Genomic DNA, 25046 nt, shown 5'->3' with positions numbered 1-25046 from the left:
TACCCGGTCGCGAGCGGCAGCCGGGGAAGGAGCCGGGACGGAGCGAGGGAAGGAGCCGGCATGGAGCGAGCCGCCGTCTTCGATGTCGACGGGACCCTCGTCGACACCAATCACCTGCATGTCGTCACCTGGTGGGAGGCCTTCCGCCAGGCCGGGCACGACGTGCCCATGCACGCGGTGCACCGGGCCGTCGGCCTCAGCTCCACGGATCTGATCGCGCACCTGCTCGGTGACGGCCGCGACACCGGCCGGGACGGCGAGCTGAGCGCCGCGCACAAGGCCCTGTACGGCCAGTACTTCGACCGGCTGCCCGCGCTGCCGAGGGCCGGGGAGCTGCTGCGGCGGCTGCACCGCGACGGCTGGACGGTCGTCCTCGCCACCTCGGCCGGCGGTGCCGAGTTGGGGGCCCTGCGCCGGGCCCTCGACGCCGACGACGCGATCGCGGACACGGCGAGCGCGGAGGACGTGCGGGAGGGCAAGCCCGCGCCGGAGCCCGTGGAACACGCGCTGGAACTGGCCGGGGTGCCGGCCGGGCGGGCGGTGTTCGTCGGGGACACCGTGTGGGACATGCAGGCGGGCAGCAAGGCCGGGGTCCGGTGCGTGGGCATGCTGTGCGGCGGGATTCCCCGGGCCGACCTGGAGAAGGCGGGGGCGGAGGCGATCTATGCCGATCCCGCCGATCTGCTCGAAGGGCTCGACGGGAGTCCGCTGGCCCGAGCATCATAGGAAGTGGTGCAGGTCACATCACTCACCGGAACAGGTGGTCGCTCGTTGCACCGGCCGCCTCTGGAGCTTTCACCGAGGGGCGACCGCCCTCCGTGCTCGCCCCCTGAGCGCCCCGGCCGTGATTCCCCCGTCGCGGCCGGGGCCCTCCCTATGGGGGCGAGGTGTCAGGGCGTCCAGGCGTCGGCCTTCGCCCCGGCTGGCGCGCCGTCCCGGGCGGCTCCGGCGTCGATGAACGCGCGCAGATCCGCCGTGAGCCGTTCCGCGTGCGTGACGAACAGGCCGTGGCCACCGCGCTCGTAGACCTTCAGGGTGCTGTCCGGGACGAGCCGGGCCACACGCTCCCCGGTACGGGCCAGGGGCGCGGAGGTGTCGTCGGTGCCGTGCACGACGAGCACCGGCACGTTCACCGCGGGCAGTTCGGCCGCCATGTCCAGAGCGGCGACCACGCCCCGGATGCCCGTCGCGGCGCGCGGACCGGTGGCCGTGCAGAGGCCGATCAGATAGCGGACGTACTCCGGGGACGGCTCGTTGCCGGGCAGGTGGGCGGCGAAGAAGGCGTCGACCCCGGAGACGAACCAGGCGGCCCGGTCGCGCCGGAACACCTCGTCGTCGGCGCGCACCGCCTCCGGGTCCACGCCGTCCGGGGTGCCCGTCGAACGAACCAGGCCCGGGCTGACACCGGCGACCAGGGCGAGGCGGGCCACGCGGGCGGTGCCGTGCCGGGTCAGGCAGCGCAGCACCTCACCGGTTCCGATGGAGTGCCCGATCAGCGTGGCCTCGCGCAGGTCGAGATGGTCGAGCAGACCGTGCAGATCGTCGGCGAGGGTGTCCAGGTCGAAGCCCGACCAGGGGCTCTCGGAGCGGCCATGGCCCCGCCGGTCCAGGGCGACGCAGCGGTAGCCGGCCTCCGCGAGCGGCAGGATCTGGTACTCCCACATCTCGTGGCCGACGTAGGCGCTGGCCGCGAAGACGGCGACGGGGCCATCGGCGGGGCCGTGGTCGACGTAGTGCAGACGGGTGCCGTCGACGGGGCTGTCGTAGTACGGCATGGGGTGCCTCCTCGGCGGTGGGACCTGGTGCGACGCCTCTCGGTCGCGCTCACGTCCTCGATGCTCCCCGGATCCCGCACACCGGTCGATTACCTCCCACGTCATGCCCGGGGTGTGCGCGCACCCGGCCCCGGGTACCCGGCCGTCCGCCGGAGTGTGGGCCGAGAGGAGCCGATGGTGAGCAGCGCAGCGGGCAGCAGGGTCGTCGTGACGGGCGCCACCGGCAATGTCGGCACGAGCGTGGTGCGACTGCTCTCGGAGGACCCGGCGGTCAGGTCGGTGCGCGGACTGGCCCGGCGTACGCCCGAGTGGTCGCCGCCGAAGACCGAGTGGTCCGCGGTCGACATCGCCTCCGACCAGGCGAACCTCGCGGAACGGTTCGAGGGCGCCGACGCGGTGGTGCATCTGGCGTGGGCGTTCCAGCCGACGCACGATCCGGCGGCGACCTGGCGGACCAATGTGCTGGGCGGTATCCGGGTGTTCGAGGCCGTCGCCGCGGCGCGGGTGCCGGTGCTGGTGCACGCGTCCTCCGTGGGCGCGTACTCGCCGGGGCCCAAGGACCGCGCGGTGGACGAGTCCTGGCCGACGCACGGCTGGCCCGACGCCGCGTACTGCCGTGAGAAGGCCTATCTGGAGCGCACGCTGGACGTGTTCGAGCGGGACCATCCCGAGGTCCGGGTGGTGCGAATGCGCCCGGCGTTCCTGTTCAAGTGGCAGTCCGCCAGCGAACAGCGCCGGATCTTCGGCGGACGCTTCCTGCCGGGTCCGCTGGCCCGGCCGGAGCTGATGCCGTTCCTGCCGGACATCCCCGGCCTCAGGGTGCAGGCGCTGCACACGGACGACGCCGCGGAGGCCTACCGGCTCGCCGTGACCACGCACAGCGCTCGGGGTGCCTTCAACCTCGCGGCGGATCCGCCGCTCGACGCCGGTGTGCTCGGCGAGCTGCTGGGCAGCCGCCCGGTACGGCTGCCGCGCGCGGCGGCCCGGTCGGCAATCGCCGCGGCCTGGGGGCTGCACCTGCTGCCGGCCTCACCGCACCTGTTCGACGCGGTGCTCCGGCTGCCGCTGATGGACTGCGGCCGGGCGCACACCGAGCTGGGCTGGCAGCCGCGGCGCACGGCGACGGAGGTGCTCCAGGAGTTCCTCGACGGCCTGCAGAAGGGCGCGGGGATGGAGACCGAGCCGATGCGCGGGCGCAAAGTCGGCTGACGCGCCCTGTGCCCACGCCCGAGGGGAGAACGCCATGGCAGCACAACGGGAACCCGAGCCGGGCCAGGACCGGGGCCCGGTCCCGAGGGACATGCCCGACCAGCAGGCGGGCGCCGGCGAGGACCCGTGGGAGGTCACGCCGGACCGGCCGGGTGAGGACGACGCCACCCCGGCCGACGTCCCCGACACGGACGAGGCCGGCTCGGGCCCCCGCGGCGCACCGCACCCGGGCACGGCACAGCCCGAACACCCGTCACCGGACGAACCGTCGGCTTGACCGCCGGGGAACGGTGCGGGTCACGCCTTCCTCATTCCGGGCTGGTCGCCGGCTTCTGCAATGCTGCGAACAGCGCGTCGACGGCGGGCCGGAAGGCGTGTTCCGGCGGGGCCGCGAAGCCGATGAGCAGACCTGCCGGCCGCCCGTGAGGATCGATGTGGAGTTCGGACAGGCCGCGCAGGGCAATTCCCTGCCGGGCGCAGCGGGAGAGGATCTCCTGCTCGGGCGGCCAGTCGGCGGAGAGGGTCACGAGAGTGTGCAGACCGGCGGGAACGCCGTGGGCGTCGAGTCCCGTGACACCGGACAGGCGGGCCAGGAGCAGTTCCCGTCGTCGGCGGTAGCGCAGGCGGGTGGCGCGGACGTGGCGGTCGTACGCGTGCGTGGTGATCAGGTCCGCGAGGATCAGCTGGGAGAGGCTCTCGGTGTACAGGTCGGCCTGCTGCTTTGCCTCGACCACCGGCTGCACCAGCTGGGGCGGTAGGGCCATCCAGGCCAGGCGCAGAGCCGGCCCCAGGGTCTTGGAGGCGGTACCGCAGTAGACGGTCCGGTCGGGTGCGATGCCCTGGAGGGCGCCGACGGGTTGGCGGTCGTAGCGGTACTCGCCGTCGTAGTCGTCCTCGATGATCAGACCTCCGGTGGCACGTGCCCAGGCACCGACGGCCTGTCGTCGGCCGGGGTGGAGGGGGACCCCGGTCGGGTACTGGTGCGAGGGCGTGAGCAGCACGGCGTCGGCCTCGTGCGTCAGCGCGTCCACGCAGGCGCCGTGGGCGTCGACGGGCACGGGCGGGGTGGCGAGTCCGGCGCGCCGGACGACCGCGCGGAAGGCGTTGTGGCTGGGATCCTCGACGGCCACCGTCCTGGCGCCGTTCCGGGCCAGCACACTGCTGAGCAGGCTCAGGCCCTGGTAGTAGCCGGAGGTGATGACGATCCGGTCGGCGCTCGTGACCACACCGCGGGTACGGCCCAGGTAGTCGGCCACCGCGGCACGCAGTTCGATCCGGCCTTGCGGGTCTTTGGCGCCGAGCACCATCGAGCGGGGGTCCGCGACCACCCGGCGTGTCGCCGCGAGCCAGGCCCGGGCGGGGAAGGCGCTGACGTCGGGAAGCCCCGGGCGCAGGTCATGGCGGGGACCCGCCGGTATCGGCGTGACCGGCTCGGAGGTCACCGCCTTGGGCGGTATGTCGGTCACGGTGGTGCCCGACCCGGGCCGGGTGGTCAGGTAGCCCTCTTCGACCAGTTGGTCGTAAGCGGCGGTCACCGTGCCACGGGACAGGCCGAGTTCGGTGGCCAGCCCCCGGGTGGAGGGCAGGAGCGTCCCCGCGGACAGGCGTCCCTGGCGGATCGCGTCGCGCAGCGCCGACTCCAGAGCCGCACGGCGGCCGGTCGAGGGGTTGAGATCGATATGCAGGTCGACGCGTGAACCGGACCAGGATTTCCGCACGGAACTGGATCTTACTCGTGGTCCGGTGTCCGCCTAGCGTCGGCCCAGGTGATCAACGGCCCGACAGCGACAGGACGTTCCGCGATGATCGTGACAGCCCATCTCAGCGACACCCACATCGACAGTGAGCCGCGCAGCATCGAGCGCACCCGCGCCGTCATGCGCTACCTGGAAGAGCTGCCGTACGACCTGGACGCGGTCCTGGTGACCGGAGACATCACCGATCACGGTCTGCCTGCCGAGTACGAACAGGCCCGGCGGCTCTTCTCCTCGCGGCACCCGGTGCTGCTCTGTCCCGGCAACCACGACCGGCGTGATGCGTTCCGCACCCACCTGTTGGGGCAGGCGAGCGCCACGACTCCGGTCAACCAGGTGCACCGCGGCGCCGACGTGGTCATCGCGATGTGCGACTCGTCGGTGCCGGGCAAGGACGAGGGTTTCCTCTCGGACGAGACCCTGGCGTGGCTCGGGGACGTCCTGGCCCGAACGTCCGACCGGACGCCCGTGCTGATCGGATTCCACCACCCGCCGGCGCAGTTGCACGTCCCGTTCGTCGACGGCATCCGCCAGTTCGGTGCCGAGCGACTCGCGGCGCTCGCCGACCGCCACCCCAATGTCACGGCGTTCGTCTGCGGCCATGCCCACACCGCCGCGGCGACCGTCTTCGCCGGGCGCCCGCTGCTGGTGGCCCCCGGAGTCGTCTCCACGACCCGTCTTCCGTGGGAACAGCGTGCGCACCCCCAGGACCATGTCCACCTGGACCACCGTCCCGCACTCGCTTTCCATGTCCTCGACGAGACAGGACGGTTGACCACGCACTTCCGTCAGATCCCCGGGTGAGCACGCCGCAGCGGCGCGGGAGAACCGCCATCGAAATCGACAGCGGGCTGCGCCGCACCGGAGTGGCACCGCGAGCCGCAGCCGAGGTGGGCAGGGCAGCCGCCGATGCCGGGCTGCGGGTGGCCGGGGTGTTCACCTTCCCGGGACACGGCTACGGTCACGCCCCGCGGCCCGCGAGCGCGCCGCACGCGACGAGGAGCGAGCGCTGGGCAAGGCGGTCGACCGTGATCAGCAGCCCGTGACGGCAGTCGACCTCGTCGACGTCTCCTGATCGTCCGGCGCGGGGAGTTCGCCGACCGCCGGCAGGTGACCGCACGCGGCGCGGACACCTGGCGAGCCCGGTCCCCGGTGGCACCGGACCCGTCAGCGCGGCGTCCGCTCCCGGAGCGCCGCACGCCACGCCGGCAGCCGGGTCTCGGTGGTCGGTTCCGGGCGTCGGCCGCCGCTCGCGAAGAACTCGGCCAGCGGCAGGATCGCCGCACCGACGGTGACCGCGTCGGGGCCGAGCCGCCCGAGGCCGATGGTCACCTTCGCGGCCGGATGGCGCAGCGCGTGCGTCATCGCATGGCGCCGTACGGCGGGCAGGAAGCGGGGGCCGAGCTGCAGCCCGGCCCAGCCGCCGATGAGGATCCGTTCGGGCTGGAACAGGTTGATCAGGTCGGACAGGCCGGCGCCGAGGTACTCGGCGGTCTCCTCCAGGACGGCCAGCGCCACCGGGTCGGGCTCGGTACCCTCGGGCGGGTAGGCGACGGCGAGCATCGCGGTGAGCGCGGTCTCCTCGTCGGTTTCCTCTGGGGGCCGGCCGCCGCCTTCCCGCCAGCGGGCGAGCAGCGACTCGGCGCCCGCGTAGGCCTCCAGGCAGCCGGGCGCGCCGCAGCGGCAGCGGCGTCCGCGCACCCGTACCGTCAGATGACCCCATTCGACGGCCCGTCCGTGCTCCACCTCCGGGGTGACCACGCAGGCGCCGACGCCGGAGCCGAAGAGCACGACCACGGCGTTGCGGGCACCGCGTCCCGCGCCGAACCACATCTCGGCCTGCCCCAGTGTCTTCGCACCGTTGTCGATGAAGTACGGGACCTGGTCCGGGAGTTGTGAGGCCGAGCGGAGCAGCCGCTCCAGCGGGGCCGCGTCCCAGCCGATGGTCTGGCCGTGGACGACGGCGCCCTGGTCCGGGGTGTGCTCGACGATGCCGGGCACGCCGACGCCGACACCGAGCAGCCGCCCGGGCACGGCCTGTTCGGCGCCGAGGACCTCGGCGATGCCGTCGCGGATGTGCCCGGCGATCACCTCGACGTCGTAGCAGCCCTGTGGGCTCAACCCACGCTCGGCACGGGCGAGTTCGGTCAGGGTCAGATCGAACAGCTCCACGCGGACACGGGTTTCGCCGACGTCGATGCCGATCATCTGTCCGCTGTCCGGGGCGACGCGCAGCAGGGTACGGGGCCGGCCGCCGTCGGAGTCGACGCTGCCGGCCTCCTCGACCAGACCGTCCGCGATCAGGTCGGCGACCACGTTGCTGACCGAGCCGCTGCTCAGGCCGGTGGCCGGGCCCAGCTCGAACCGGCTGAGGGGGCCGTCGAAGTACAGCTTCTGCAGCACGGCCGTACGGTTGCCCCGCCTGAGGTCGCGTACCGTGCGCCCGTTCCGCTCTGACATGCGGCTCCCTTCACGAACCACGTCCGACCTGCAACATACCCCTTCGGGCGGGCGGGATGCGTCATTCCCCAACCCTTAGTTCATGATCTGAGCTAAGTGGAGCGCTCCGCGGGCCTCGCCGTTGGACTGCGGGTCGGTCGCCTCAGCCCGCCGCGTACACGTCCTCCACGTAACGCCCCTCCGCGATCAACGAGTCGAGCCACTGCCCGGCGTCGGCCGAGTCGGTGCCGGGAGCGTGTTCCCGGTACAGCGTGCGGAACGCCTCGCGGACGCCCGGTGCCATCCGGGCACCGTCCCCGCAGACGTACACCCGGGCCCCGGCGTTCAGCAGCTCCCAGATCTCCCCGGCCTCGGCGGCGATGCGGTGCTGCACGAAGGCGGCACCGTTCTCGGGGGCGGCGCTGAAGGCAGGGCGCAGCGAGACCGCGCCTGCCGCCTCCGCGTCCCGCAGTTCCCCGGCGTGCAGGAAGTCGGCGTCGGGGGCGTCGCAGCCGAAGTACAGCAGCGCGGGCGGGAGTTCGGCGCCCGCGGTGCGGGCCGCGGTGCGGTCGGCGACGGCGCCGCGGAACGGGGCGAGTCCGGTGCCGGCCGCGACCATCACCACGGGTGCCGAGTCATCGATCCGGAAGGCCTCGCGGCAGGGCTGGACGCGGGCGTACACGGTGTCGCCCGGCCGGACGGAGGCGAGGTAGCCGGAGCCGGTGCCCCGGTAGCGGCCCCGGCCGATGGGGCTGCCCCCGCGCGAGCGCAGCCGAGCATGGGGGAGGGCGGGGGCGTCGAGCACGGAGACCATCAGGTCCACATGGCCGGCGTCGACGGCCGGCGAGGAGGACACCGAGTAGTGGCGGGGCCGCAGCGGGGTCAGCAGGTCGAGCAGGAGCGGCCAGTCCAGCGCGCCGCGCAGGGCGGGGTGGTCCTCGGCCAGCTCCACCAGCGTGCGCGGATCGTCACCGGCCAGGGCGGCGAGGGCGGCGCGCTCGGGCGGGCAGGGGTTGGCCTCGGCGAGCAGGGCCGCCTGCCGGGCGGTCGGCCGCTCCTGCAACTCGACGTGATGGGTGAGGAGTTGCCGGACGGTGAGCGGGCGGTCCACGGCGAGGCCGTCGTGCCGCGGGCGGGTGGGGCGGAGGTCCAGGACGGCGTCGGGGTCGAGGCCGAAGGCGGCGACGGCGCGGTCCACCAGGTCCGGGGCGTTGGCCGGCAGTACGGTCAGATGGTCGGCGGTGCGGTAGGTGACGCCCTCGGGCAGCGCGATGCGCAGGAACCGCTTGGTGCGCGGGTGGTCCGGCGCGGTCAGGTCGTACGCCTCGGTCACGGTCATCGGGACCAGTTCGTGCCGCTCGGCGAGGGCGTCCAGCGGGCCGCCGCTCAGCGTGCGCACCTCGTAGGCGTGGGCGGGCTCCTCGGCCGCGGTGCCGTGCGCGGCGTTTGGGTCGCCGTACTCGGTCAGGAGGGCGGTGCGCAGCCGGGCCGTGAACTGCCGCACGGTGCCGGTGAGATCACCGGAGGCGTCGGCCGCGGCGCGGTCGGTCAGGCGGGTGGCGCCGAGTTCGGCGAGGCGGGCGTCGATGCGGGTGGGGACGTGCTGGTAGGTGGCGGCCCAGTTGCGGTCGCCGACGCCGAGGACGGCGTAGGTGACGCCGGCCAGGTCGGGGGTGCCGTCGAGCCATGCGGTGAAGGCGCCGGCGTCGTCGGTGGGGCGGCCGTTGTAGGAGGCGGCGGTGATGACGACGGCCCGGTCGGTGGGCAGTCCGTCCGCGTACGCGTCCAGGGCGGCGACCTCGGTGGCGCAGCCCACGGCGGCGGCCTCGTCGGCGAGCTGGGCGGCGAAGGCGCGGCAGGTGCCGTAGTTGCTGCCGTGCAGGAAGAGGACGCTCGTGCCGGGACGGACCCGGGCCGGGAGCGTGTCCGGGGCGGCCGTCCGGTCGGCCTGCGCGGGGAGGGTGCCGGGCAGCGGGGCGTGGACGCGGTCGGCGGGGGTGCGCGGGGTGAGCGTGAGGGTGAACCCTTCGGGCTTGAGGGTGAGGGTCTCCTTGACGGTGAGCCGGTAGCCGGCGTGGTCGTGCAGCCGGTAGCGGTGCACCAGCATGGCGAGCAGCATGGTCGCCTCGTGCAGCGCGAACTGCCGCCCGATGCAGGCGCGTTCGCCGGTGCCGAAGGGCTTGAAGGCGTGCACCGGGCGGGCGGCTTCGGCCTCCGCGGCGAACCGCTCGGGGTCGAACAGCTCCGGGTTGTCGCCCCACACGGGCTGCCGGTGCAGCATCGGGGTGAGCACGGTGACGGCCTGGCCGGCGGCGAGCGGGATCCGGCCGCCGAGGACGGTGTCCTCGCGGGCGTGCCGGCTGAACGCGGCGGCCGTCGGCCACAGCCTGAGCGCCTCGTTGAGGACCTGACGGGTGTAGGTGAGCCGGCCGATGTCGTCGTACGACGGCTCGGGGTCGGCCGAGTCGCCCCACAGCGCGTCGGCCTCACGCTGCACCAGCCGGAGCACGGCGGGGTGCTTGGCGAGGTAGTACAGGGCGAAGGACATCGCGCCGGAGGTCGTCTCGTGGCCGGCGATCAGGAAGGTGATGACCTGGTTGCGGATGTTGGCGGCGTCCAGGGTGGTGCCGTCGGCGGGGTGCGGGGCGCTGAGCATCAGCCCGAGCAGGTCCTCGGCGCCGCTCTGGTCGGTGCCGGTGCGGGCGGCGATGACGTCGTCCACGACCTGGGCGAGGTAGCCGGCGTCCGCCCGGAAGGCCGCGTCGGCCGCGGAGTGGTCCTGGCCCGGGGTGCGGGCCAGCTGGTTCATGCTCCACTCCAGGCAGCGGACCATCGACTCCACGAAGGGGTGCGGTTCGCTGCGTTCGAAGGAGCGGAAGTCATAGCCGAACCCGGCGAGCCCGATGGTGTCGAGGGTCATGCGGGTCATGTCGTCGGGCACGTCGACGGGGCGCCCGTCGCGCGCCGCGCGGTCCCAGGAGCCGATGAGCCGGCGGGCCACCTTGAGCATGACCGGGTGGTAGGTGCGCATCGAGCCGAGCGCGAAGGCGGGCATCAGGATGTCGTGCGCCTTGGCCCAGTTGGGCTCGTCGTTGTACGCCGTGAACAGGCCGTCGGCGGTGAATTCACGCACGTTCTCCAGCGCGGGCCCGACGTGCTTGGCGAACCGCTCCTCGTCGGCGAGGTCCGCGACCAGGTCGGCGTCGGCGACGAACAGCACGTCCCGGCCGTGCAGTCGGCGCACCAGCACCGGGCCGTGGGTACGCATCAGGCCCATGACCTGCTGCAGGGGGGTGCGGCCGGGACCGGTGGCGGTGATGTCGGCGACGGGGACGCCGGGCAGGGTACCGGCCGGGTCGGGGTGCACTGCGGTGGGGGGCATGGCGCGACAACTGCCTTTCGCGGTAACGGGGTACTCGCGGTAACCGAGTACTGCGTTCCAGGGTGGTCGAGCGGCGCGCTGTGCACGTGCCACCGCACTACACGATCGCGCAGTCAAAAATCGGTCACGGGGCTTGCGCCGACGTCGGACCAGGAGCTCGACGACACGCGCCGGCGGGCCACTGATTTGCCGCTGACCTGGCCCTGCGTCTTGGATGAGGGGGCTGGCTCGGCACATCGGGAGGTAGGTGTGGATGCGGGGCGGGCCGACGGGGTCGTGTGGCGCAACCGCGCGCTGACGCTCTTCGACCGGCTGGCGGTGCCGGTCGCGGTGTGCGATGTGTACGGCCGGGTGATGCTGGCCAACCCCGCGATGGCGGCGGAGTGCGGTACGACGCCGGGGCGGTTGCGGGGCCAAGACGTGCTGGAACTGTTCCGGCCGCAGGAGGCCACGCAGGTGGAGCGGATCGCGGAGGCGCTACGGCTGCGGCACCGCTCGCGCTACCAGGTGTCGGTGCGCTGGCGGGCGTCCGGCGGGGCCGAGCGGTTCGGGGAGCTGACGGCGGACCCGGTCAGCGACAGCGTGGACGAGACACCAACCCTGCTGGTGATGCTGCGGGTGCGGGGCGAGTGCGCACCGGCCGAGCCGGAGCCGGCGCGGGTCACGCCGGTGGAGGGCCGGGTGCTGGCGCTGCTGGCGGGCGGCGCCACCACGGCCGGCGCCGCCCGCGAACTGGGCCTCAGCAAGGACGGCGTCACGTACCACCTACGCCGCCTCTCGGCCCGCTGGAACGCCGCCAACCGCACCGAACTGGTCGCCCGCGCCTACGCGTTGGGCGTCCTCACGCCCGGTGCATGGCCACCGGAACCCAGACCGACGGACACGAAGTGAGGCCCACCGACCGCCTCGGGACAGTCCGCCACGAAGACTTCGGGCCTGGTCGGATAGGGGTGGGGCGGATGGGAGTGAGGTGGGGCGGACCGTTCCTGCGCTCTCGGGGGCGCCGAAGCGGGCCAGTCCCTGCTCGAAATCCATTGGCACACCCTCCCCTTGGCTTCCTACACTAGCCGCGAACCTAGACCCCCTAGGTTACGGCGATGAACACGAAAGGCCTCCCCATGAGATCGCTCACCGAGCAGGACATCCGCAACTCCTTTGTCAACTGCTCCAAGGGGGAGGCCAAGCGGCTGTCGGTTCCCCGGGATCTCGGTGAACGCCCTTGGCCCGACCTGGACTTCCTCGGCTGGCGGGATCCGGGCGCGCCCGACCGCAGCTATCTGGTCACCGAACGGGACGGCCGGCTCGTCGGCGTCGCCTTCCGCTTCCAGGCAGCCCAACGCGGGTTCCTGCACCGCAGCATGTGCTCGGTGTGCCTCACTACGCACCCCGGTGGCGGAGTCTCCCTGATGGCGGCACGCAAAGCGGGACCGGCGGGCCGCGAGGGCAACTCGGTCGGCCTGTACATGTGCACCGACCTCGCGTGTTCCCTGTATGTGCGGGGCAGGAAGGTGCCGGAGTCCGGCGCCCGGTTCGAGGAGAGCCTGACGATGGAGGAGCAGATCACCCGCATGACGGGCAATCTCTCCGCGTTCATCGACAAGCTCTACACCTGACAGCCCCGCATCCCCTCTTCAGCGGCTGGTGCTCCATGGAGTACTGCGGCGACGGGTGAAGGTGGATCAGCACGTCATGGCTGCGAGCGAGTGCGATGTCCCGGGGGCCGTCGGGACAGGCGGTGCCGATGCTGCGGGTCGGCCGGGCCCGCTCCAGCCGACCGCGTGCGGGCGAGCGGAGCGTGCGCAGGTCCACCCCGGCCGCAGGTCAGGCCCACGCTCACACAACCGGTACCGAGGCGGTCGCGCAGGAAGGCGCCCTGCACCTTCGGGTACCGGGCGGGCTGCTGCGGCACGCACCCGACATGGGCGTCGTGCGCGGACAGCAGCACCTTGCTGCCGGCTCGACGCAGGGGCCCGCGGCCACGGCCGGCCGCAGTCCCCGGTACAGCTCGGCGAGCTCGGTGGAGGCCTCGGGGTGGGTGCGGGCCACATAGCCGGTGACCTTGTGCGACAGACGCCGCCCGGTGCTTTCTTCTCGACCGGATGGCGGAGCACCCAGTCCTTGAGGGCGAAGAACTCGTGCGAACTGCGTGGCCTCGCCGAGCCCAGGGTCCCGCTCCACAGGCCTCCCCAGGGCCCGCACGATCAGGAACCGTCAGCCGTCGCTCGGACCGGCACAGAGGTTGCCCAGCCGCGGGGCCCACCCCGTCGCCGCCCAGGGCTGCCCGACGCCCGCGTGGTCAGGGAGCCTCGGGCGTCCACTGCGGGTTGCGGCCGAGGAAGGCGAGCAGGGCCGCCGCCTCGTCCTGGGGACCGTCGGAGGCGAGGGGCGGTGCGAAGACGCCGTAGTCGCGCAGCCGTGGGACCAGGTGGTCGGCGGCCGGTCGCAGGCCCGCGGCCAGCGCTGGTGCGAGCGGCCGGTTCTGCCCCGTGGCGACGGCGATGTCCCAGGCGTGCACGGCGGCGTCCAGCGCACCCGCACCGGCGGCCAGCGGCAGGGGCAGCGGCCCCAGCGGCGTCGGCACGGACTCGGCGTCGGCGGGCAGCTGCGCATAGGCGTCGGCCACGGCACCCAGGACCTTGTCCAGCTCGGCCACCGGATCGCCGTGGAGGGCGTCGGCCGGCTGGAACGAGTCCTCGCCGGGCCGCTCGGCGACCAGCGCAAGACCGTACGCGTGCTGGTCGATCCGCGCGTGGTTCAGCACCTGCCGCACCGTCCACTCGGAGCACGGCGTCGGCCTGCCCCAGGCCTCCTCCGGTACCTCGGCGACCACCTCGCGCAGATAGGCGTGCGCCTGCTGGAGCAGTTCGACGCCCGCGGGCTTCCAGGCACCCCGGAGCTCCCCCATGCCGACCCCTTCCGTGGCCTCTCGACGGCCTCTCGACGGCCTCTCGACGGCTTCTCCGTCCGGCGGCCTCTCACCGCCGAACTCACTGTACGAACCCTTGCGGACACCTACAGTCCGCGATCGAAGCACGTTCGTCCCAGCCACGGAAGGGGAACAGGCCAAGGGATGCACGACGTACGCAAGTGGACCACGGGACTCCTGCGCCTGCTGGAGCGCCGCCGGCAGCCGGTGGTCGTCCAGACGCTCCGATCGGCGACGGCGGCGACGATCGCCTACGTCGTCGCGCTGCGGCTCAGCCCCGAGCCGGCCCCGCTGACCGCCCCGCTGACCGCGCTGCTGGTCGTTCAGGTGACCTTCTACGCCACCCTCACCAACGGCATCCGGCGGGTGAACTCGGTGGTGGCAGGGGTGCTGGTCGCGATCGCCTTCAGCGTGCTGGTGGGGCTGACGTGGTGGAGCCTCGCGCTGCTGATCGTGGCCTCGCTGGCGGTCGGGCACCTGGTGCGGGTCGACGAGTACGTGGCCGAGGTGGCGATCAGCGCCATGCTGGTGCTCGGCGTGACCACCGTCGGGTTCACCGCGTGGGCGCGGATCGTGGAGACGCTGATCGGCGCGGTCGTCGGGACGGCCTGCAACCTGCTGCTCCCGCCTCCGGTGTGGGTGGACGAGGCGGGCCGCTCGATGGAGGACCTGGCGCGCCGGATACGGCAGCTGATGCTGCGGATGGGTGAGGAGGCCGCCGGGCGGATCCCCTGGGAGCGGGCGGCCGAACGGCTGCACGAGGCGCGCCGGCTGGACCAGCACATCGCCCACGTGGACGCCTCGCTGCGGCAGGCCGAGGACAGCCTGCGGCTCAATCCGCGCGTCAAGGAGGGGCTGCTGCACCGGGTGGTGCTGCGCACCGGCCTCGACACGCTCGAGATCTGCACGGTGGTCCTGCGGGTGCTGGCCCGGTCCTTCACCGACCTGGCCAAGGCCCGCGGCGCCGAGGACCTCTTCCCGCCCCGGGTCGGGGTGACCGTGGAGCAGCTGCTGTCGGAGATCGCGGACGCGGTGGTCAGCTTCGGGGTCCTGGTCACCACCCATCTCAGCGAGAACGCCGAGTCCGCGGAGGCCCGTCTGTCGGCCGAGCTGCACATGGCGGCCGGCACCCGGGACCGGCTCGCCGAGCTGCTGCGGGAGGAGGTCGGCAAGGACTGGACCAACTGGCAGCTGCTCGGGGCCGTGCTGACCGAGACGACCCGGATCATCGACGAGCTGAACACCGAGCACCGCACCCGGCGCCTGTTCGAGGAGCTGGACCGGGTCTCCCGCGGGCAGCGGGCGAAGCTGCCGCGGATGTCCCGGCTGCGCGAGCGGCTCGGGGTGCAGGAGGAGCTGTGGCGGAACCGTACGGGGTTCGGCGAACGTTATCCGTGAGGAAGCCGCCGGGCGGGGCCCGGCGGGAAGTGCCGGGCGGGCCGGTGCGCGAGGCGAAGGGGGCGACGGATGGCCGGTTCCGGTTCCGGGGTGCGGATCGACGGGAACACACTGCGGCTGCCGGGCGGGGTGGCGGTGCGGTTCGTCCGCACGCTGCGGCTGCCGGAGACGGGCACGCATCCGCTGCCGCCGGGCCTGGGCGAGTTCCCGGTCCGGCGGGTCGCGGACTACGCCGACACCGTCCCGGACGAGTGGCGGGCGCGCGGCGGAGTGATGCTGCCGGTGTATCTGCGCGAGGCGATGTGGCTGAGCTTCTCCGGCACGAGGGAGCCGGCCGCGCTCCAGGTCGGGGTCGGCAAGGTGTGCGCGGTGTCCGGCCGGCCCTGGAGCGACCGTCTCGCCCGGGATCCGCAGAACTACGTGGTGCTGCCCCGCCAGCCCTGGCTGGACGGCATCAACTCCGGCAAGGGGACCGTCCGCCAGTTCGTCGCCGTGCCGCTGGGTCTCGGCGCGACGGTGGAGGGGCAGGTCACCGGCGAGGAGGTGTGGGGAGGGGTGCAGCTGCAGTCGTTCCCGCTGAAGGAGCCGGTGCTCGCCGAGTGGCGGCGCCGCGAGCGGGAGCGGGAGCGGGAGGAGGCGCGCCGCAGGACCCTGTCCGCCGGGCCGGCGGGCGGGTACGGCGGGCCGGCGATGCCGATGATGGCGTCCGCCCCGGGCGGCGCCCCGCCGATGCCGGCCGCGCCCGGTGGGGCCCCGCCGCCGGCCGCCGGTGCGGCACCCCGGCGCGCCGCGGCCATGGGCCTCGGCGTCGGCGGCTCGATGCGGCAGGAGGTCTACCAGGACGAACGGCCGCTGTCGGACTGGTCCGAGGAGCCCGCCGGGCGGGTGTTCGTGCACCTGGTCACGCCGCCGGAGTGGCGGCGCATCACCGGCGAGGCGCCCCCGCCGTCCCCGGTGGACCGGGCGGCGTACACGCGCGCGGGACTGCCCTGGTACGACTACTACGACGCCGACGCCGAGGATCTCGCCCCCGCCGACACCCTGGAGGGGGTCAAGCCCGTCGGCGACTGGCTGGGGGACGACCTGGATCCCTGGCAGCCGCCGTCCGCGGGCCAGGTCACCCCGCTGAAGGACCCGCCGGGCAAGCCGGTCGAGAACGGGGAGTGGTGAACCGGCCGTCCATTGCACTGTGCGCAACGCCTGTTGCCTGTCTTGCCGTTGGTGGCGGGTTCGGGCCAAGGTTGCTGTCACGAGCGGGGCAACCGAGGACCTGAGGTGCGGCATGGGCAGGCAGGCGCGGGCGGCGCGACGGGGATTTCCTCCGCGCGGGCGGGAGTCCGGGGGCGGCTGGAGCCGGCGCCGGTTCGTCGGGGTCGCGGCGGGCGCGGCGGCTGTCGTCGCGGCGCCGTCCCCGGCGGCCCCGCCGGCCGGCCCCCCGGCAGCGGCGGAGGAGCCGGGGACCGCCCCTCCTGCCCGCAGGCCGTCCGGGCCGCGCCCGCTGTACGTGGGCACGTACACCTCGGCCGACGGCGGCGGCACGGGCATCGCGCTGACCGCCTACGACCCGTCGACCGGCCGGATCACCGGTTCCGGCACGCTCAACGGCGTCCCCGACCCGTCGTATCTCGCCGTGCACCCGGACGGGCGCACGCTGTACGCGGTGGACGAGCGGGAGGACGGCGGTGTGACGGCGGTACGCCTCGCGGACCGGCGGATCCTCGGCGCCCGGAGTACGGGCGGCTCGGGCCCCTGTCATCTGTCGGTGCATCCCTCCGGACGCTGGCTGCTGAGCGCCAACTACGGTTCGGGCAGTGTCGCCGTGCATCCGGTCGACGCATCGGGCGCCCTCGGCGAGCGCACCGACCTGGTCACGCACTCGGCTCCGCCACCAGGTCCGGGACAGCAGGGGCCGCACGCGCACCAGTTCCTCACCAGCCCGGACGGCGGTCATGTCCTCGCGGTCGACCTCGGCACCGACACCGTCTACAGCTACCGCCTCGACCAGGCGAAGGGCACCCTGACGGAGGTGGCGCAGGCGCACACGCGACCCGGCGCCGGACCGCGCCATCTGACCTTCCATCCGGGCGGCCGGTACGCCTATCTGGCCAACGAGGTGGACGACACGGTCGCCGTCTGTCCCTACGACCCCGCGTCCGGCCGGCTGACGATCGGCGAGCCTCAGCCGACGGGCTCGGACGGCGGCACCAACTACCCGGCCCAGTTCGTGGTGACGGCGGACGGCAGGTATGCGTTCCTGGCGAACCGAGGGCACAACAGCCTCGCCCGGTACGCGATCGAGGCCGACGGCGGCCGGCTGCGGCTGCTCGGTACGGTGCCGGTGGGCGGGGACTTCCCCCGGCAGATCGCCCTCTCGCCGGACGGCGGGCTGCTGTTCGCGGCGAACCAGCGCTCGGGTACGGTCACCGTCTTCCACGTGGACCGGGAAGGCGGCGGACTCCGGTCGGCCGGTGAGCCGTTCGCCTCACCCGTCGCCGTCTGCGCGCTGCCGCTGTAGGGCCTGTCCGGCGGATCATGCCGCAGAAGGAGGTCCGGCACGCACTCCCCCACGTTCGGCTCTGCTCGCGCGCGGGCACCCCATCGCGTCGACGCCCTCTTCCGCCTTGCGGCTGCACGCCTCCCGACCCCGCTCGGGCCGGCCGATCAGGCACCGCCGCCTCCCTGCGGCGTGACCCGCCGGACAGGCCCTCGCGCCCTGGGGCAGGCGGCGGCAGCAGCCTGGGCCAGCAGGGCGTGCATGCGCTCGGTGAGCTGGGCGACGTCGTCGGCGGGCGTGTGGAAGGGCAGCCGTACGTCGCCGTGGGTGCGGGTGCGCTCGATGCGCAGGGTCAGTCCGTGCCGGTCGACGGCGAGCGGCAGCACGCGGGTCGCGGCGTGCAGGCTTTCCGGCCGTACGAGGCGGGTCAGCCGCTCGACCGCGTCCGGGTGGGCGTCGGCGAGGTGGGTGAGGAGCCGGGCCTCGGCCCCGGCGAGCGGGTCGGGCCGGGCGGTGGCGTACTCGTCGAGGTCGACCACCACGGCCCCGGAGGACTGCCGCAGCACCACTCGCGTGGGACGGAAGAGCAAAGTGCCGCGGTCCGGGGCGAACCAGCCGGCCAGGTACAGCCGGGCCCGGATCCGGCCCCGCACCGGTACGGGCGCCACGTCGGCGAACTCCAGCACGGCGGAGGGTTCCTGGCGCGGGGCGCAGATGGCCGCGGTCAGCAGGGCACTGTCGTCGGGCACCGTCAGCCGCACGGCGCCGTCGTCGGTCACGGTGTGCGCGCCGACGTACTCCTCGCGGGCGCCGTCCGCGGTCACCGCGCACGACCAGGCGGCGGCCAGCACCGACCGTGCCCGTTCCGCCGCGCCGGGGGCGGCCGTCCAGTCCTGCGTGTCACCCATCCCAGACCTCCTTAGGTAAGCCTTGCCTAACTTACCGAAGATCGAGGCGCGCGCCAACCACTGCCCTCGACGAGAGGGAGTCAGGCGATGACACCCAGCAGCGCCCGCGCGCACAGGTCGCGCACCTGCTCACGGGTCAACTCGCCGTCGCGCAGCCACTCCAGGCACACGGCCGTGGTGAAGGCGAGCCAGCCACGCACGGCCAGGCGCACCTGCGGGGCACTCTCGAAGACGGGCCCGAACTCGGGATCGGCGGCGAGTGCGGCGAGGATCTGCTGCTCCTGAGCTGCCAGGGCCCGCTGGTACACCCGGCGTACGGCCTGGTCGCCGGCCGCGTCCGCGCGGTGGAAGGCACGGAATCCGTGCGCATGTGCCTGGACGTAGGTGAGGTAGGTGTCGAGGCCGGCGGCGAGCTGCTCGCGTACCGGCACACCCGGCACGGCCGCCGTCATGCGCAGCATCCGCCCGCTCTCGCGCTCCACGACCGCCGCGAAGAAGTCCCGCTTGGTCGGGAAGTAGTGGTACAGCAGCCCGCGGGAAACCCCGGCGATCTCGGCGACCTGCTCGATCCACACGTCGTCGTACGGACTCTCCGAGAACAGCTTCGCGCCGACCGACAGCAGCTGCTCACGACGCTCCTCGGTGCTGAGTCGGCGCCGGGCACGCTCCCCCTGGTTCGCGGGCATGGCGTCACTTTACTTGACGCGGATTCAACAAGCGGCCCACACTGAAACGCGTTATTGAACCCACGTACAACACGCGTGTCACAGAATCAACATCCGCTGGATCAAGGGAGATCGGCGTCATGGCGGAGACGACGGAGACGGGACTGCCGAGGGGCTTCCGGAGCGCCGAACAGGGCTGGCCCGAACTGCACCGCATTCCGCATCCGCCACGCCGGGTGCCACTGCTCGGCGATGTGCTGGGCGCCGACCGGCGCAGGCCGGTGCAGGACTCCATGCGCTTCGCGCGCGAGCTGGGGCCCATCTTCCGGCGGCGGGCCTTCGGCAAGGAGTTCGTGTTCGTGTGGGGCTCGCGGCCGGCCGCCGACCTGGCCGACGAGTCCCGGTTCGCCAAGCACGTCGGGCTGGGGGTGGCCAATCTCCGGCCCCTCGCCGGGGACGGCCTGTTCACCGCCTACAACCACGAGTCCAACTGGCAGCTGGCGCACGACGTCCTGGCGCCCGGGTTCAGCCGGGAGGCCATGGAGGGGTATCACGGCATGATGCTGGCGGTCGCACAGCGCCTGACCGGCCACTGGGACCGCGAGGCGGCGGCCGGCCGTACGGTGGACGTGCCCGGCGACATGACCAAACTGACCCTGGAGACCATCGCACGCACCGGCTTCGGGCATGACTTCGGCTCCTTCGAACGGGCCCGGCCGCACCCCTTCGTCACCGCGATGGTCGGCACGCTCACCTACGCCCAGCGTCTGAACAGCGTGCCCACGCCGCTGGCCCCGCTGCTGCTGCGCGCCGCCGCCCGGCGCAACGCCGCCGACATGGCCTACCTCAACCGCACGGTCGACGACCTGGTCGCGGCGCGTCGTCGCTCCGGCCGCGCAGACGGTGACCTGCTGGACCGGATGCTGGAGACGGCACACCCGCAGACCGGTGAGAGGCTGTCGGCGGAGAACGTCCGCAAGCAGGTGATCACGTTCCTGGTCGCGGGCCACGAGACCACCTCGGGCGCGCTCTCCTTCGCCCTGTACTACCTCGCCCGGCACCCCGAGGTCGCCGCCCGGGCCCGCGCCGAGGTGGACCGCGTCTGGGGCGACACCGAGGAGCCCGCCTACGACCGGATCGCCAAGCTGCGTTACGTCCGCCGGGTGCTGGACGAGTCGCTGCGGCTGTGGCCGACCGCGCCGGCCTTCGCCCGTGAAGCCCGCCGGGACACGGTCCTCGCCGACGAGCACCCGATGCTCCGGGGTGCCTGGGCGCTCGTCCTCACCCCGATGCTGCACCGCGACCCGGAGGTGTGGGGCGAGGACGCCGAACGCTTCGACCCGGACCGCTTCGAAGCGGCGGCCGTACGGTCCCGTCCCCCGCACTCCTTCAAGCCCTTCGGCACCGGCGCGCGGGCCTGCATCGGCCGCCAGTTCGCCCTGCACGAGGCGACCCTGGTCCTCGGCCTGCTGCTGCGCCGCTACGACCTGTCGGCCGACCCCGCCTACCGGCTGACCGTCACCGAACGCCTGACGGTGATGCCGGAGGGGCTGCGGCTGGGGCTGGAGCGACGGCGAGCGGTGCCGCTGGGCGGGGCTGGGGAGCAGTGCCCCGAAGAAGCGCGGGGCGGTGTGGGAAATGCGGTCACTGCCGCGGGGGCGCGACCGGCCACGACGAACCCGTCAGCGCCCCGTTGTCCAGTGCGCGGGCCGGGTGACTGACGCCGGCAGACGGGTGCCGGTGTTCCCGCGGGCCGCGTTGAGCTGCGGCTGAGTCAGGAAGAACGCGCCGGTGAGATCCGCGTCGGACAGGTCGGCGTCCCGGAGATCCGCGCCGATCATGTCCGCGTCGCGCAGATCGGCGCCGGTGAGGTCGGCGGCGATGAGGTAGGCGCCGCGCAGGCTGGCACCGCGCAGGTCGGCGCCCCGGAGCCGGGCCCCGACGAGGTCCGCGCCCCGGCGATCCCTGCCCTTGCCCTTCCCGTTCCCCTTGCCCTTCTTGCCGCTCTTCGCGTCGGCGACTTGGGCCCGGGCCAGCTCGCTGGTGCGCAGGAGCAGCACGTTGACCTGCTGGCGGTGTGCGGCCACGTCCAGCGCGGCCAGTTCCTCCGGGGTCAGCCGGGTCAGCCGCTCGGTCTCCTCCAGCGCCCGGCGCAGCTCCGGATGGACCGGGCGGGCGGCGGGCAGGCCGAGCGCCTCGGTCAGGTACCACAGCAGCTCGTGCAGCTGCCGTACGACCGGGAACACGTCGAACATCTCGCGGGCGTGCTCCTTCGAGCCGGTACGCCAGTCCCGGCCGCCGAAGGTGACCTGCGAGACCTTCTGTCCGGCGCCGAAGCAGTCGTAGACCGTGCAGCCGGTGAACCCCTTCTTCCGCAGGTCGGCATGGATGCCGCAGCGGTGGTCGCCCTGGAGGTTCGGGCACGGCTTCCCGGCGGGCTTGTCCAGCGCGAAGTCGGCGGACGCGGCGAAGGGCAGGGCGACGCAGCACAGCCCGAAGCAGCGCGCGCAGTCCCCGCGCAGCTCCGGAAGGCCCGCTATCTGGTCTGGCATGAGGGACAGCCTACCGGGGCAGCCACCTCCCTGATCCTGCGGGATCACGCAGGTCAGGGCTGCGCGAGCGGCTCGGCGGCCGTCCCTGCCCCGGCCGGCGCCGTCCTCTCCGGCCACCTGCGCCGCTGCGGGCGCGGCGACGGTGCTGGACGGCTGGTCCGCCGTGACCGGCACGGGGACGGCCGGGACCCCGGCGTGCACCACTCGCCATGGACCCGAAGCCGGCGAGCACCGGCCGGGGCCCCGGCACGCGGGAAGTCCCCGCAGCGGCGGGCAGGTGCTCAACGGCACCGACGCACGGCCGGCAGGTGCCGGCGACCTCCAGTCCGGACCGCCGGTCGGCGGGGCGTGCCACGCGGGCCGTGCTGAAGCCGTGCAGCACGGGCCGGTTCGCCGCCCCGGTGCCCGGTACCTGACGACCTGTTGCGCCGGCTCGGCGAGGCGCTCCAGCCGGTCGGTCTCCTCGCGGAACTGCCGCTGCCCGGACCGCGGACGGTGCGGGGGCGTTCGCCTGTGCGGCGTCCGCGCGGTCGAGCCTGCGAACGGCCATCTGCCCCACAAAGTGACCCATGAGCCTGCCCTTTCGTCCGCCCACAGCACCAAGCCCGCCGTGCGGGGAGGCTCGACTCGGCGCGGCCCCGGGACGGGTCAGTGGTCGAACACCTCGAAGGCCACCGCCGGTGTGCCGCCGAAGCGTTCGGCGAGGGCGGTGGTCTGTGTGGTGAGGAAGTCGCGGACGTAGGTCTCGGGGTCCTGGTCGGTCAACGCCTCGATGTAGGTGCGGTGTTCGAGCAGTGAAGCCACCGCCCGCTCCAGGCCGGGTGTGGCGTCGACGGCGTGGGTGGGGCTGCTGGAGCCGGCGATGGCGATCCAGCGGACGCCGTTGAAGGGTTCGAGGCCCTGCTCGGTGAGTTCCGGGAAGATCCAGCGGTTGCCCGCGTCCGCGACGGCGTCCAGGGTGGCCCGGCCGACGGCCACGTGGTCGGGGGTGTTCCAGGCGGAACCGCCCCAGGTGTCGCGGTGGTTGAGGGTGAGGACGAGTTCGGGGCGGTGGCGGCGGATGGCGGCGGCGATGTCCCGGCGCAGCGCGGGGCCGTACTCGATCACTCCGTCCCGGTGGCCGAGGAACTCCACCGTGGTGACGCCGACGACGCCGGCGCTGGCCCGCTGCTCGCGCTCGCGCAGCGGGCCGCAGGTGGCGGGGTGCAGGGTGTCTATGCCCGCCTCGCCACGGGTCGCCAGCACATAGGTGACCTCTCGGCCGGCGTCGGTCCAGGCCGCGATGGCCGCGGAACATCCGTATTCGAGGTCGTCGGGGTGGGCCACCACGGCCAGGGCGCGCTGCCAATCGTCGGGCATGGGCTGGAGTTGGGTGTTCTTCGCCTCGGTCATGGACCGCAGACTATGCGCTCCGCCGGGAGAGCCGACCGCGGTGGGCAGGTGTCGCGATGGGCTGTCGGGCGTCTGCTGCGCCGCTGTGGCCGGTCGCGCCCACATGGCGGTAACCCCACATCAGCCACATGGCGGTAGCCCCACATCAGACCGGGCCCCGCCCCTTCGCGGCGCTGCCCATGCCCCGCGCTTCACACCTCGTCGCGCGCCAGCGCCAGCAACCGGTCCAGCACCCGCGGTGCGCCCGCGCGCAGGCCGTCGTGTTCGTACTCGTCGGTGACCCAGGTGCGCAGGCCGCGGACGGCGCGGGCGGTCTGGAGGGAGTGTGCGGTGTCGACGTACATGTCGTCGTGGTAGATCGCGGCGGCGACCGGGACGTCGTTGGCGGCGAGGCGGGCGGGGTCGTACAGCGGCTGCCAGTCGGTGCGGGCGGCGAGGAGGTCGGCCGTCTCGCGCAGCGGGCGCAGCGCCGGGTCGGTCTCGAACATCCAGGGGTGGATGGTCTCGCCGGTGAAGAGGACCGGTGTGTCGCCGGCGAGCGCCTTGGCCGCGTCGAACTGCGGGAACTCGGCGCGGACCCGCTCGGCGGCCCAGGCGGTGGGGCGGGTGTCCTGGCCGTAGATCGACTCGTGGACGAGCGCGTAGAGGGGGTGTGCGGCGTACGACAGCAGGGCCTGGGCCTGCTCCTGGAAGGCGTCCGACAGCTCCGGGCCGCCGGGCGTGCGCACAAAGGCGTGCTCCAGGAGGTGGTGCAGCCGGTGGCTGCCGTCGCTCGTGCCGAGCATCAGGCCGAGGGACTGGAAGGCCTCGACGGTGAACCGGTACCCGTTCGGGAGGACCACGTCGTGGGTGAGGAGGTGGTCGGCGATCCGGCGGACCCGTTCCACGTCCTGCGGGTAGCGGGCGTAGTGCGCGGTGGCCTTGCGTTCGATGCGCGGGTAGGCCGCGCGGTAGACGTCGTCGGCGTGGGCGTGCAGGGAGGGCAGGCCGCCGGTGATGACGGCGGTGGCGAGGCCCTCTGGGGCGAGGGAGAGGTACGACACCGTGCAGAAGCCGCCGAAGCTCTGGCCGAGCACCGTCCACGGGGCGCCGCCGGTGACCTCGGGGCGGATGGCCTCGCAGTCCCGGACGATGGAGTCGGCGCGGAACCGGGTGAGGTAGTCGGCCTGCTCGGCGGGGCCGCCGCGCAGCGGGAGCGTCTGCCGGGTGGCGGGTGTGGAGCTGCCGGTGCCGCGCTGGTCGAGGAGGAGGACGCGGTAGTCCTTCAGGGCTCGGTCGAGCCAGGCCTGACGTCCGACGAAACGATTCGCTCCGAAGCCGGGGCCGCCCTGGAGGTACAGCAGCCACGGCAGCTCCTGGCCGGCCTTGTCGCTCGCGACCGCCTCGCGGGCGTACAGCTCGATCGTCTCGCCGTCGGGTTCGGCGTGGTCGAGGGGCACGGTGAAGCGGCGGTCGGTGAGGACGACGCCGGGCTGGCGGTAGCTGAGGCTCAACGGGTCTCCCGGGACGGATGGGACGGACGCATCCCAGTTCAGCACAAGGACCGGTCCCACGCCGACCCCCGGGATCATGGATTGTTACTGAACTACCGGTCAGCTCACGGCCGCCGTACGGCTCAGCGTGCGGCGAGGCCCAGCAGACGGGCGCCCGCGTCCCGGCCGGCGGCCACGTCGAGGCGTTCGGTGGGCAGCTCGCGCAGCGCGTCGGGGCCGAGCCCGGCCTCCGCCAGGGCGATCAGGGCGCCGGTACGGCGGTCCCAGGCCTGATGGAACCCGGGCGGTCCGCTGACATGGGCGAGGGAGCGGTGCCCGGCGTCCACCGGGTACCGGACCGCGAGCGCGCCGCCGGCCACGTCGTCCACGGACACCGAGCACTCGGTGGTGCCCTCGGCGACCCGGTCGACCAGCACGAACGGGATGTCGTGCCGGCGGAAGGTCTCGATGTTGCGGCCGGTGGCGTCGGCCGGGGTGAGCAGCACGCCCCGCACCCGCTGCTCGGCGAAGAGCGCCAGGTACTCGGCCTCCTCCGCGGCGTTCCGCGCGCTGTTGCACACCATCACCCCCTAGCCCCGCCTCGCGGGCCCTCCGCTCGGCACCCCGCGCCACGTCCAACCGGCGGCGAGGGCGGCACTGGTGCGGCGGAGGGAGGATTG

The 25046-nt window shown here is 73.5% G+C and carries 22 protein-coding genes and 1 pseudogene; 11 read left to right on the top strand and 12 right to left on the bottom strand.

Translation table 11 applies throughout. The annotated features are described in order from the left end of the window. Window positions 1-60 precede the first annotated feature (60 nt). Window positions 61-726 (top strand): HAD family hydrolase, encoded by a 666-nt coding sequence (locus ACIGXP_RS34205; protein ID WP_399775060.1) that lies wholly within the window; start codon window positions 61-63, stop codon window positions 724-726. A 164-nt stretch (window positions 727-890) separates the two neighbouring features. Here ACIGXP_RS34205 and ACIGXP_RS34200 read toward each other — a convergent pair whose 3' ends face one another. Beyond that, window positions 891-1775 carry an alpha/beta fold hydrolase gene (locus tag ACIGXP_RS34200; protein ID WP_399775058.1) on the bottom strand — a complete coding sequence of 295 codons (885 nt, stop codon included), beginning with the start codon at window positions 1773-1775 and terminating at the stop codon, window positions 891-893. A gap of 177 nt (window positions 1776-1952) precedes the next feature. Here ACIGXP_RS34200 and ACIGXP_RS34195 point away from each other — a divergent pair, with 177 nt between their 5' ends. Both ACIGXP_RS34195 and ACIGXP_RS34190 read left to right on the top strand, forming a co-directional pair. Continuing rightward, window positions 1953-2984, top strand: a complete 1032-nt coding sequence (locus ACIGXP_RS34195) for an SDR family oxidoreductase (RefSeq protein ID WP_399775236.1) — start codon at window positions 1953-1955, stop codon at window positions 2982-2984. 34 nt (window positions 2985-3018) lie between these two features. Beyond that, window positions 3019-3261, top strand: a complete 243-nt coding sequence (locus ACIGXP_RS34190) for a hypothetical protein (protein ID WP_399775055.1) — start codon at window positions 3019-3021, stop codon at window positions 3259-3261. 31 nt (window positions 3262-3292) lie between these two features. Here ACIGXP_RS34190 and ACIGXP_RS34185 read toward each other — a convergent pair whose 3' ends face one another. Further along, window positions 3293-4702, bottom strand: coding sequence for a PLP-dependent aminotransferase family protein (locus tag ACIGXP_RS34185; RefSeq protein ID WP_399775052.1), 1410 nt, complete (start codon window positions 4700-4702; stop codon window positions 3293-3295). A gap of 84 nt (window positions 4703-4786) precedes the next feature. On the opposite strand from ACIGXP_RS34185, the gene ACIGXP_RS34180 reads away from it, so the two are divergent. Both ACIGXP_RS34180 and ACIGXP_RS34175 read left to right on the top strand, forming a co-directional pair. Beyond that, window positions 4787-5542 (top strand): metallophosphoesterase, encoded by a 756-nt coding sequence (locus tag ACIGXP_RS34180; protein ID WP_399775050.1) that lies wholly within the window; start codon window positions 4787-4789, stop codon window positions 5540-5542. Then, the gene (locus ACIGXP_RS34175; protein ID WP_399775048.1) at window positions 5539-5784 is read left to right on the top strand and encodes an alanine racemase; all 246 of its coding nucleotides are present in this window, start codon (window positions 5539-5541) and stop codon (window positions 5782-5784) included. The genes ACIGXP_RS34180 and ACIGXP_RS34175 overlap by 4 nt, the downstream gene beginning before the upstream one ends. Window positions 5785-5905: 121 nt before the next feature. Here the strand turns inward: ACIGXP_RS34175 and ACIGXP_RS34170 are convergent, their stop codons facing one another. Together ACIGXP_RS34170 and ACIGXP_RS34165 are read right to left on the bottom strand one after the other, a co-directional pair. Then, the gene (locus ACIGXP_RS34170) at window positions 5906-7198 is read right to left on the bottom strand and encodes an ROK family protein (RefSeq protein ID WP_399775046.1); all 1293 of its coding nucleotides are present in this window, start codon (window positions 7196-7198) and stop codon (window positions 5906-5908) included. A gap of 142 nt (window positions 7199-7340) precedes the next feature. Next, window positions 7341-10559: a cytochrome P450 gene (locus tag ACIGXP_RS34165; protein ID WP_399775044.1), complete on the bottom strand. Its 3219-nt coding sequence runs from the start codon at window positions 10557-10559 to the stop codon at window positions 7341-7343. Window positions 10560-10808: 249 nt separating this feature from the next. On the opposite strand from ACIGXP_RS34165, the gene ACIGXP_RS34160 reads away from it, so the two are divergent. Both ACIGXP_RS34160 and ACIGXP_RS34155 read left to right on the top strand, forming a co-directional pair. Continuing rightward, on the top strand, window positions 10809-11450 hold the full coding sequence (locus ACIGXP_RS34160) for a PAS domain S-box protein (protein ID WP_399775042.1): 642 nt from the start codon (window positions 10809-10811) through the stop codon (window positions 11448-11450). Between the two features lie 227 nt (window positions 11451-11677). Further along, window positions 11678-12172, top strand: coding sequence for an FBP domain-containing protein (locus tag ACIGXP_RS34155; protein WP_399775040.1), 495 nt, complete (start codon window positions 11678-11680; stop codon window positions 12170-12172). Window positions 12173-12246: 74 nt separating this feature from the next. Here the strand turns inward: ACIGXP_RS34155 and ACIGXP_RS34150 are convergent, their stop codons facing one another. Continuing rightward, window positions 12247-12468 carry a hypothetical protein gene (locus tag ACIGXP_RS34150; protein ID WP_399775038.1) on the bottom strand — a complete coding sequence of 74 codons (222 nt, stop codon included), beginning with the start codon at window positions 12466-12468 and terminating at the stop codon, window positions 12247-12249. Window positions 12469-12855: 387 nt separating this feature from the next. Beyond that, window positions 12856-13464 (bottom strand): TIGR03086 family metal-binding protein, encoded by a 609-nt coding sequence (locus ACIGXP_RS34145; RefSeq protein ID WP_363219584.1) that lies wholly within the window; start codon window positions 13462-13464, stop codon window positions 12856-12858. Between the two features lie 165 nt (window positions 13465-13629). Between ACIGXP_RS34145 and ACIGXP_RS34140 the strand changes: the two genes are divergently transcribed. The 3 genes from ACIGXP_RS34140 (at window position 13630) to ACIGXP_RS34130 (ending at window position 17398) form a co-directional block, all read left to right on the top strand. Then, window positions 13630-14883, top strand: coding sequence for an aromatic acid exporter family protein (locus ACIGXP_RS34140; RefSeq protein ID WP_399775035.1), 1254 nt, complete (start codon window positions 13630-13632; stop codon window positions 14881-14883). Between the two features lie 69 nt (window positions 14884-14952). Next, the gene (locus ACIGXP_RS34135) at window positions 14953-16053 is read left to right on the top strand and encodes a hypothetical protein (RefSeq protein WP_399775033.1); all 1101 of its coding nucleotides are present in this window, start codon (window positions 14953-14955) and stop codon (window positions 16051-16053) included. A gap of 112 nt (window positions 16054-16165) precedes the next feature. After that, window positions 16166-17398, top strand: a complete 1233-nt coding sequence (locus tag ACIGXP_RS34130; protein ID WP_399775031.1) for a lactonase family protein — start codon at window positions 16166-16168, stop codon at window positions 17396-17398. Between the two features lie 146 nt (window positions 17399-17544). Here ACIGXP_RS34130 and ACIGXP_RS34125 read toward each other — a convergent pair whose 3' ends face one another. Beyond that, on the bottom strand, window positions 17545-18285 hold the full coding sequence (locus ACIGXP_RS34125; protein WP_399775029.1) for a DUF2470 domain-containing protein: 741 nt from the start codon (window positions 18283-18285) through the stop codon (window positions 17545-17547). Between the two features lie 80 nt (window positions 18286-18365). Then, entirely contained in the window at window positions 18366-18971 is a 606-nt protein-coding gene (locus ACIGXP_RS34120; RefSeq protein WP_399775027.1) for a TetR/AcrR family transcriptional regulator, read from the bottom strand. Between the two features lie 119 nt (window positions 18972-19090). Here ACIGXP_RS34120 and ACIGXP_RS34115 point away from each other — a divergent pair, with 119 nt between their 5' ends. Continuing rightward, the gene (locus ACIGXP_RS34115; RefSeq protein WP_399775025.1) at window positions 19091-20671 is read left to right on the top strand and encodes a cytochrome P450; all 1581 of its coding nucleotides are present in this window, start codon (window positions 19091-19093) and stop codon (window positions 20669-20671) included. Here ACIGXP_RS34115 and ACIGXP_RS34110 read toward each other — a convergent pair. The 4 genes and pseudogenes from ACIGXP_RS34110 to ACIGXP_RS34095 form a co-directional block, all read right to left on the bottom strand. Then, entirely contained in the window at window positions 20633-21502 is an 870-nt protein-coding gene (locus ACIGXP_RS34110; RefSeq protein ID WP_399775023.1) for a pentapeptide repeat-containing protein, read from the bottom strand. The two genes, ACIGXP_RS34115 and ACIGXP_RS34110, sit on opposite strands and share 39 nt — an antisense overlap. Before the next feature lie 648 nt (window positions 21503-22150). Continuing rightward, complete coding sequence (locus ACIGXP_RS34105; RefSeq protein WP_399775021.1) at window positions 22151-22894, bottom strand: PIG-L deacetylase family protein; 744 nt, start codon at window positions 22892-22894, stop codon at window positions 22151-22153. A gap of 191 nt (window positions 22895-23085) precedes the next feature. Continuing rightward, window positions 23086-24387 carry an alpha/beta fold hydrolase gene (locus tag ACIGXP_RS34100; protein ID WP_363219371.1) on the bottom strand — a complete coding sequence of 434 codons (1302 nt, stop codon included), beginning with the start codon at window positions 24385-24387 and terminating at the stop codon, window positions 23086-23088. A gap of 125 nt (window positions 24388-24512) precedes the next feature. Next, window positions 24513-25005: pseudogene (locus ACIGXP_RS34095) on the bottom strand (LacI family transcriptional regulator); the annotation flags it as partial. Window positions 25006-25046 lie beyond the last annotated feature (41 nt).

The sequence above is a fragment of the Streptomyces sp. NPDC053069 genome (assembly GCF_044546895.1).
Lineage (GTDB): Bacteria > Actinomycetota > Actinomycetes > Streptomycetales > Streptomycetaceae > Streptomyces.
This window is presented reverse-complemented; position numbering and strand designations above follow the sequence as displayed.

What these genes read in the sequence shown, in the direction of transcription:
- ACIGXP_RS34205 (WP_399775060.1), top strand. Translation starts at nt 61, where the DNA reads ATGGAGCGAGCCGCCGTCTTCGATGTCGACGGGACCCTCGTCGACACC.
- ACIGXP_RS34200 (WP_399775058.1), bottom strand. Translation starts at nt 1,775, where the DNA reads ATGCCGTACTACGACAGCCCCGTCGACGGCACCCGTCTGCACTACGTC.
- ACIGXP_RS34190 (WP_399775055.1), top strand. Translation starts at nt 3,019, where the DNA reads ATGGCAGCACAACGGGAACCCGAGCCGGGCCAGGACCGGGGCCCGGTC.
- ACIGXP_RS34180 (WP_399775050.1), top strand. Translation starts at nt 4,787, where the DNA reads ATGATCGTGACAGCCCATCTCAGCGACACCCACATCGACAGTGAGCCG.
- ACIGXP_RS34170 (WP_399775046.1), bottom strand. Translation starts at nt 7,198, where the DNA reads ATGTCAGAGCGGAACGGGCGCACGGTACGCGACCTCAGGCGGGGCAAC.
- ACIGXP_RS34165 (WP_399775044.1), bottom strand. Translation starts at nt 10,559, where the DNA reads ATGCCCCCCACCGCAGTGCACCCCGACCCGGCCGGTACCCTGCCCGGC.
- ACIGXP_RS34155 (WP_399775040.1), top strand. Translation starts at nt 11,678, where the DNA reads ATGAGATCGCTCACCGAGCAGGACATCCGCAACTCCTTTGTCAACTGC.
- ACIGXP_RS34145 (WP_363219584.1), bottom strand. Translation starts at nt 13,464, where the DNA reads ATGGGGGAGCTCCGGGGTGCCTGGAAGCCCGCGGGCGTCGAACTGCTC.
- ACIGXP_RS34140 (WP_399775035.1), top strand. Translation starts at nt 13,630, where the DNA reads ATGCACGACGTACGCAAGTGGACCACGGGACTCCTGCGCCTGCTGGAG.
- ACIGXP_RS34135 (WP_399775033.1), top strand. Translation starts at nt 14,953, where the DNA reads ATGGCCGGTTCCGGTTCCGGGGTGCGGATCGACGGGAACACACTGCGG.
- ACIGXP_RS34130 (WP_399775031.1), top strand. Translation starts at nt 16,166, where the DNA reads ATGGGCAGGCAGGCGCGGGCGGCGCGACGGGGATTTCCTCCGCGCGGG.
- ACIGXP_RS34125 (WP_399775029.1), bottom strand. Translation starts at nt 18,285, where the DNA reads ATGGGTGACACGCAGGACTGGACGGCCGCCCCCGGCGCGGCGGAACGG.
- ACIGXP_RS34120 (WP_399775027.1), bottom strand. Translation starts at nt 18,971, where the DNA reads ATGCCCGCGAACCAGGGGGAGCGTGCCCGGCGCCGACTCAGCACCGAG.
- ACIGXP_RS34115 (WP_399775025.1), top strand. Translation starts at nt 19,091, where the DNA reads ATGGCGGAGACGACGGAGACGGGACTGCCGAGGGGCTTCCGGAGCGCC.
- ACIGXP_RS34110 (WP_399775023.1), bottom strand. Translation starts at nt 21,502, where the DNA reads ATGCCAGACCAGATAGCGGGCCTTCCGGAGCTGCGCGGGGACTGCGCG.
- ACIGXP_RS34105 (WP_399775021.1), bottom strand. Translation starts at nt 22,894, where the DNA reads ATGACCGAGGCGAAGAACACCCAACTCCAGCCCATGCCCGACGATTGG.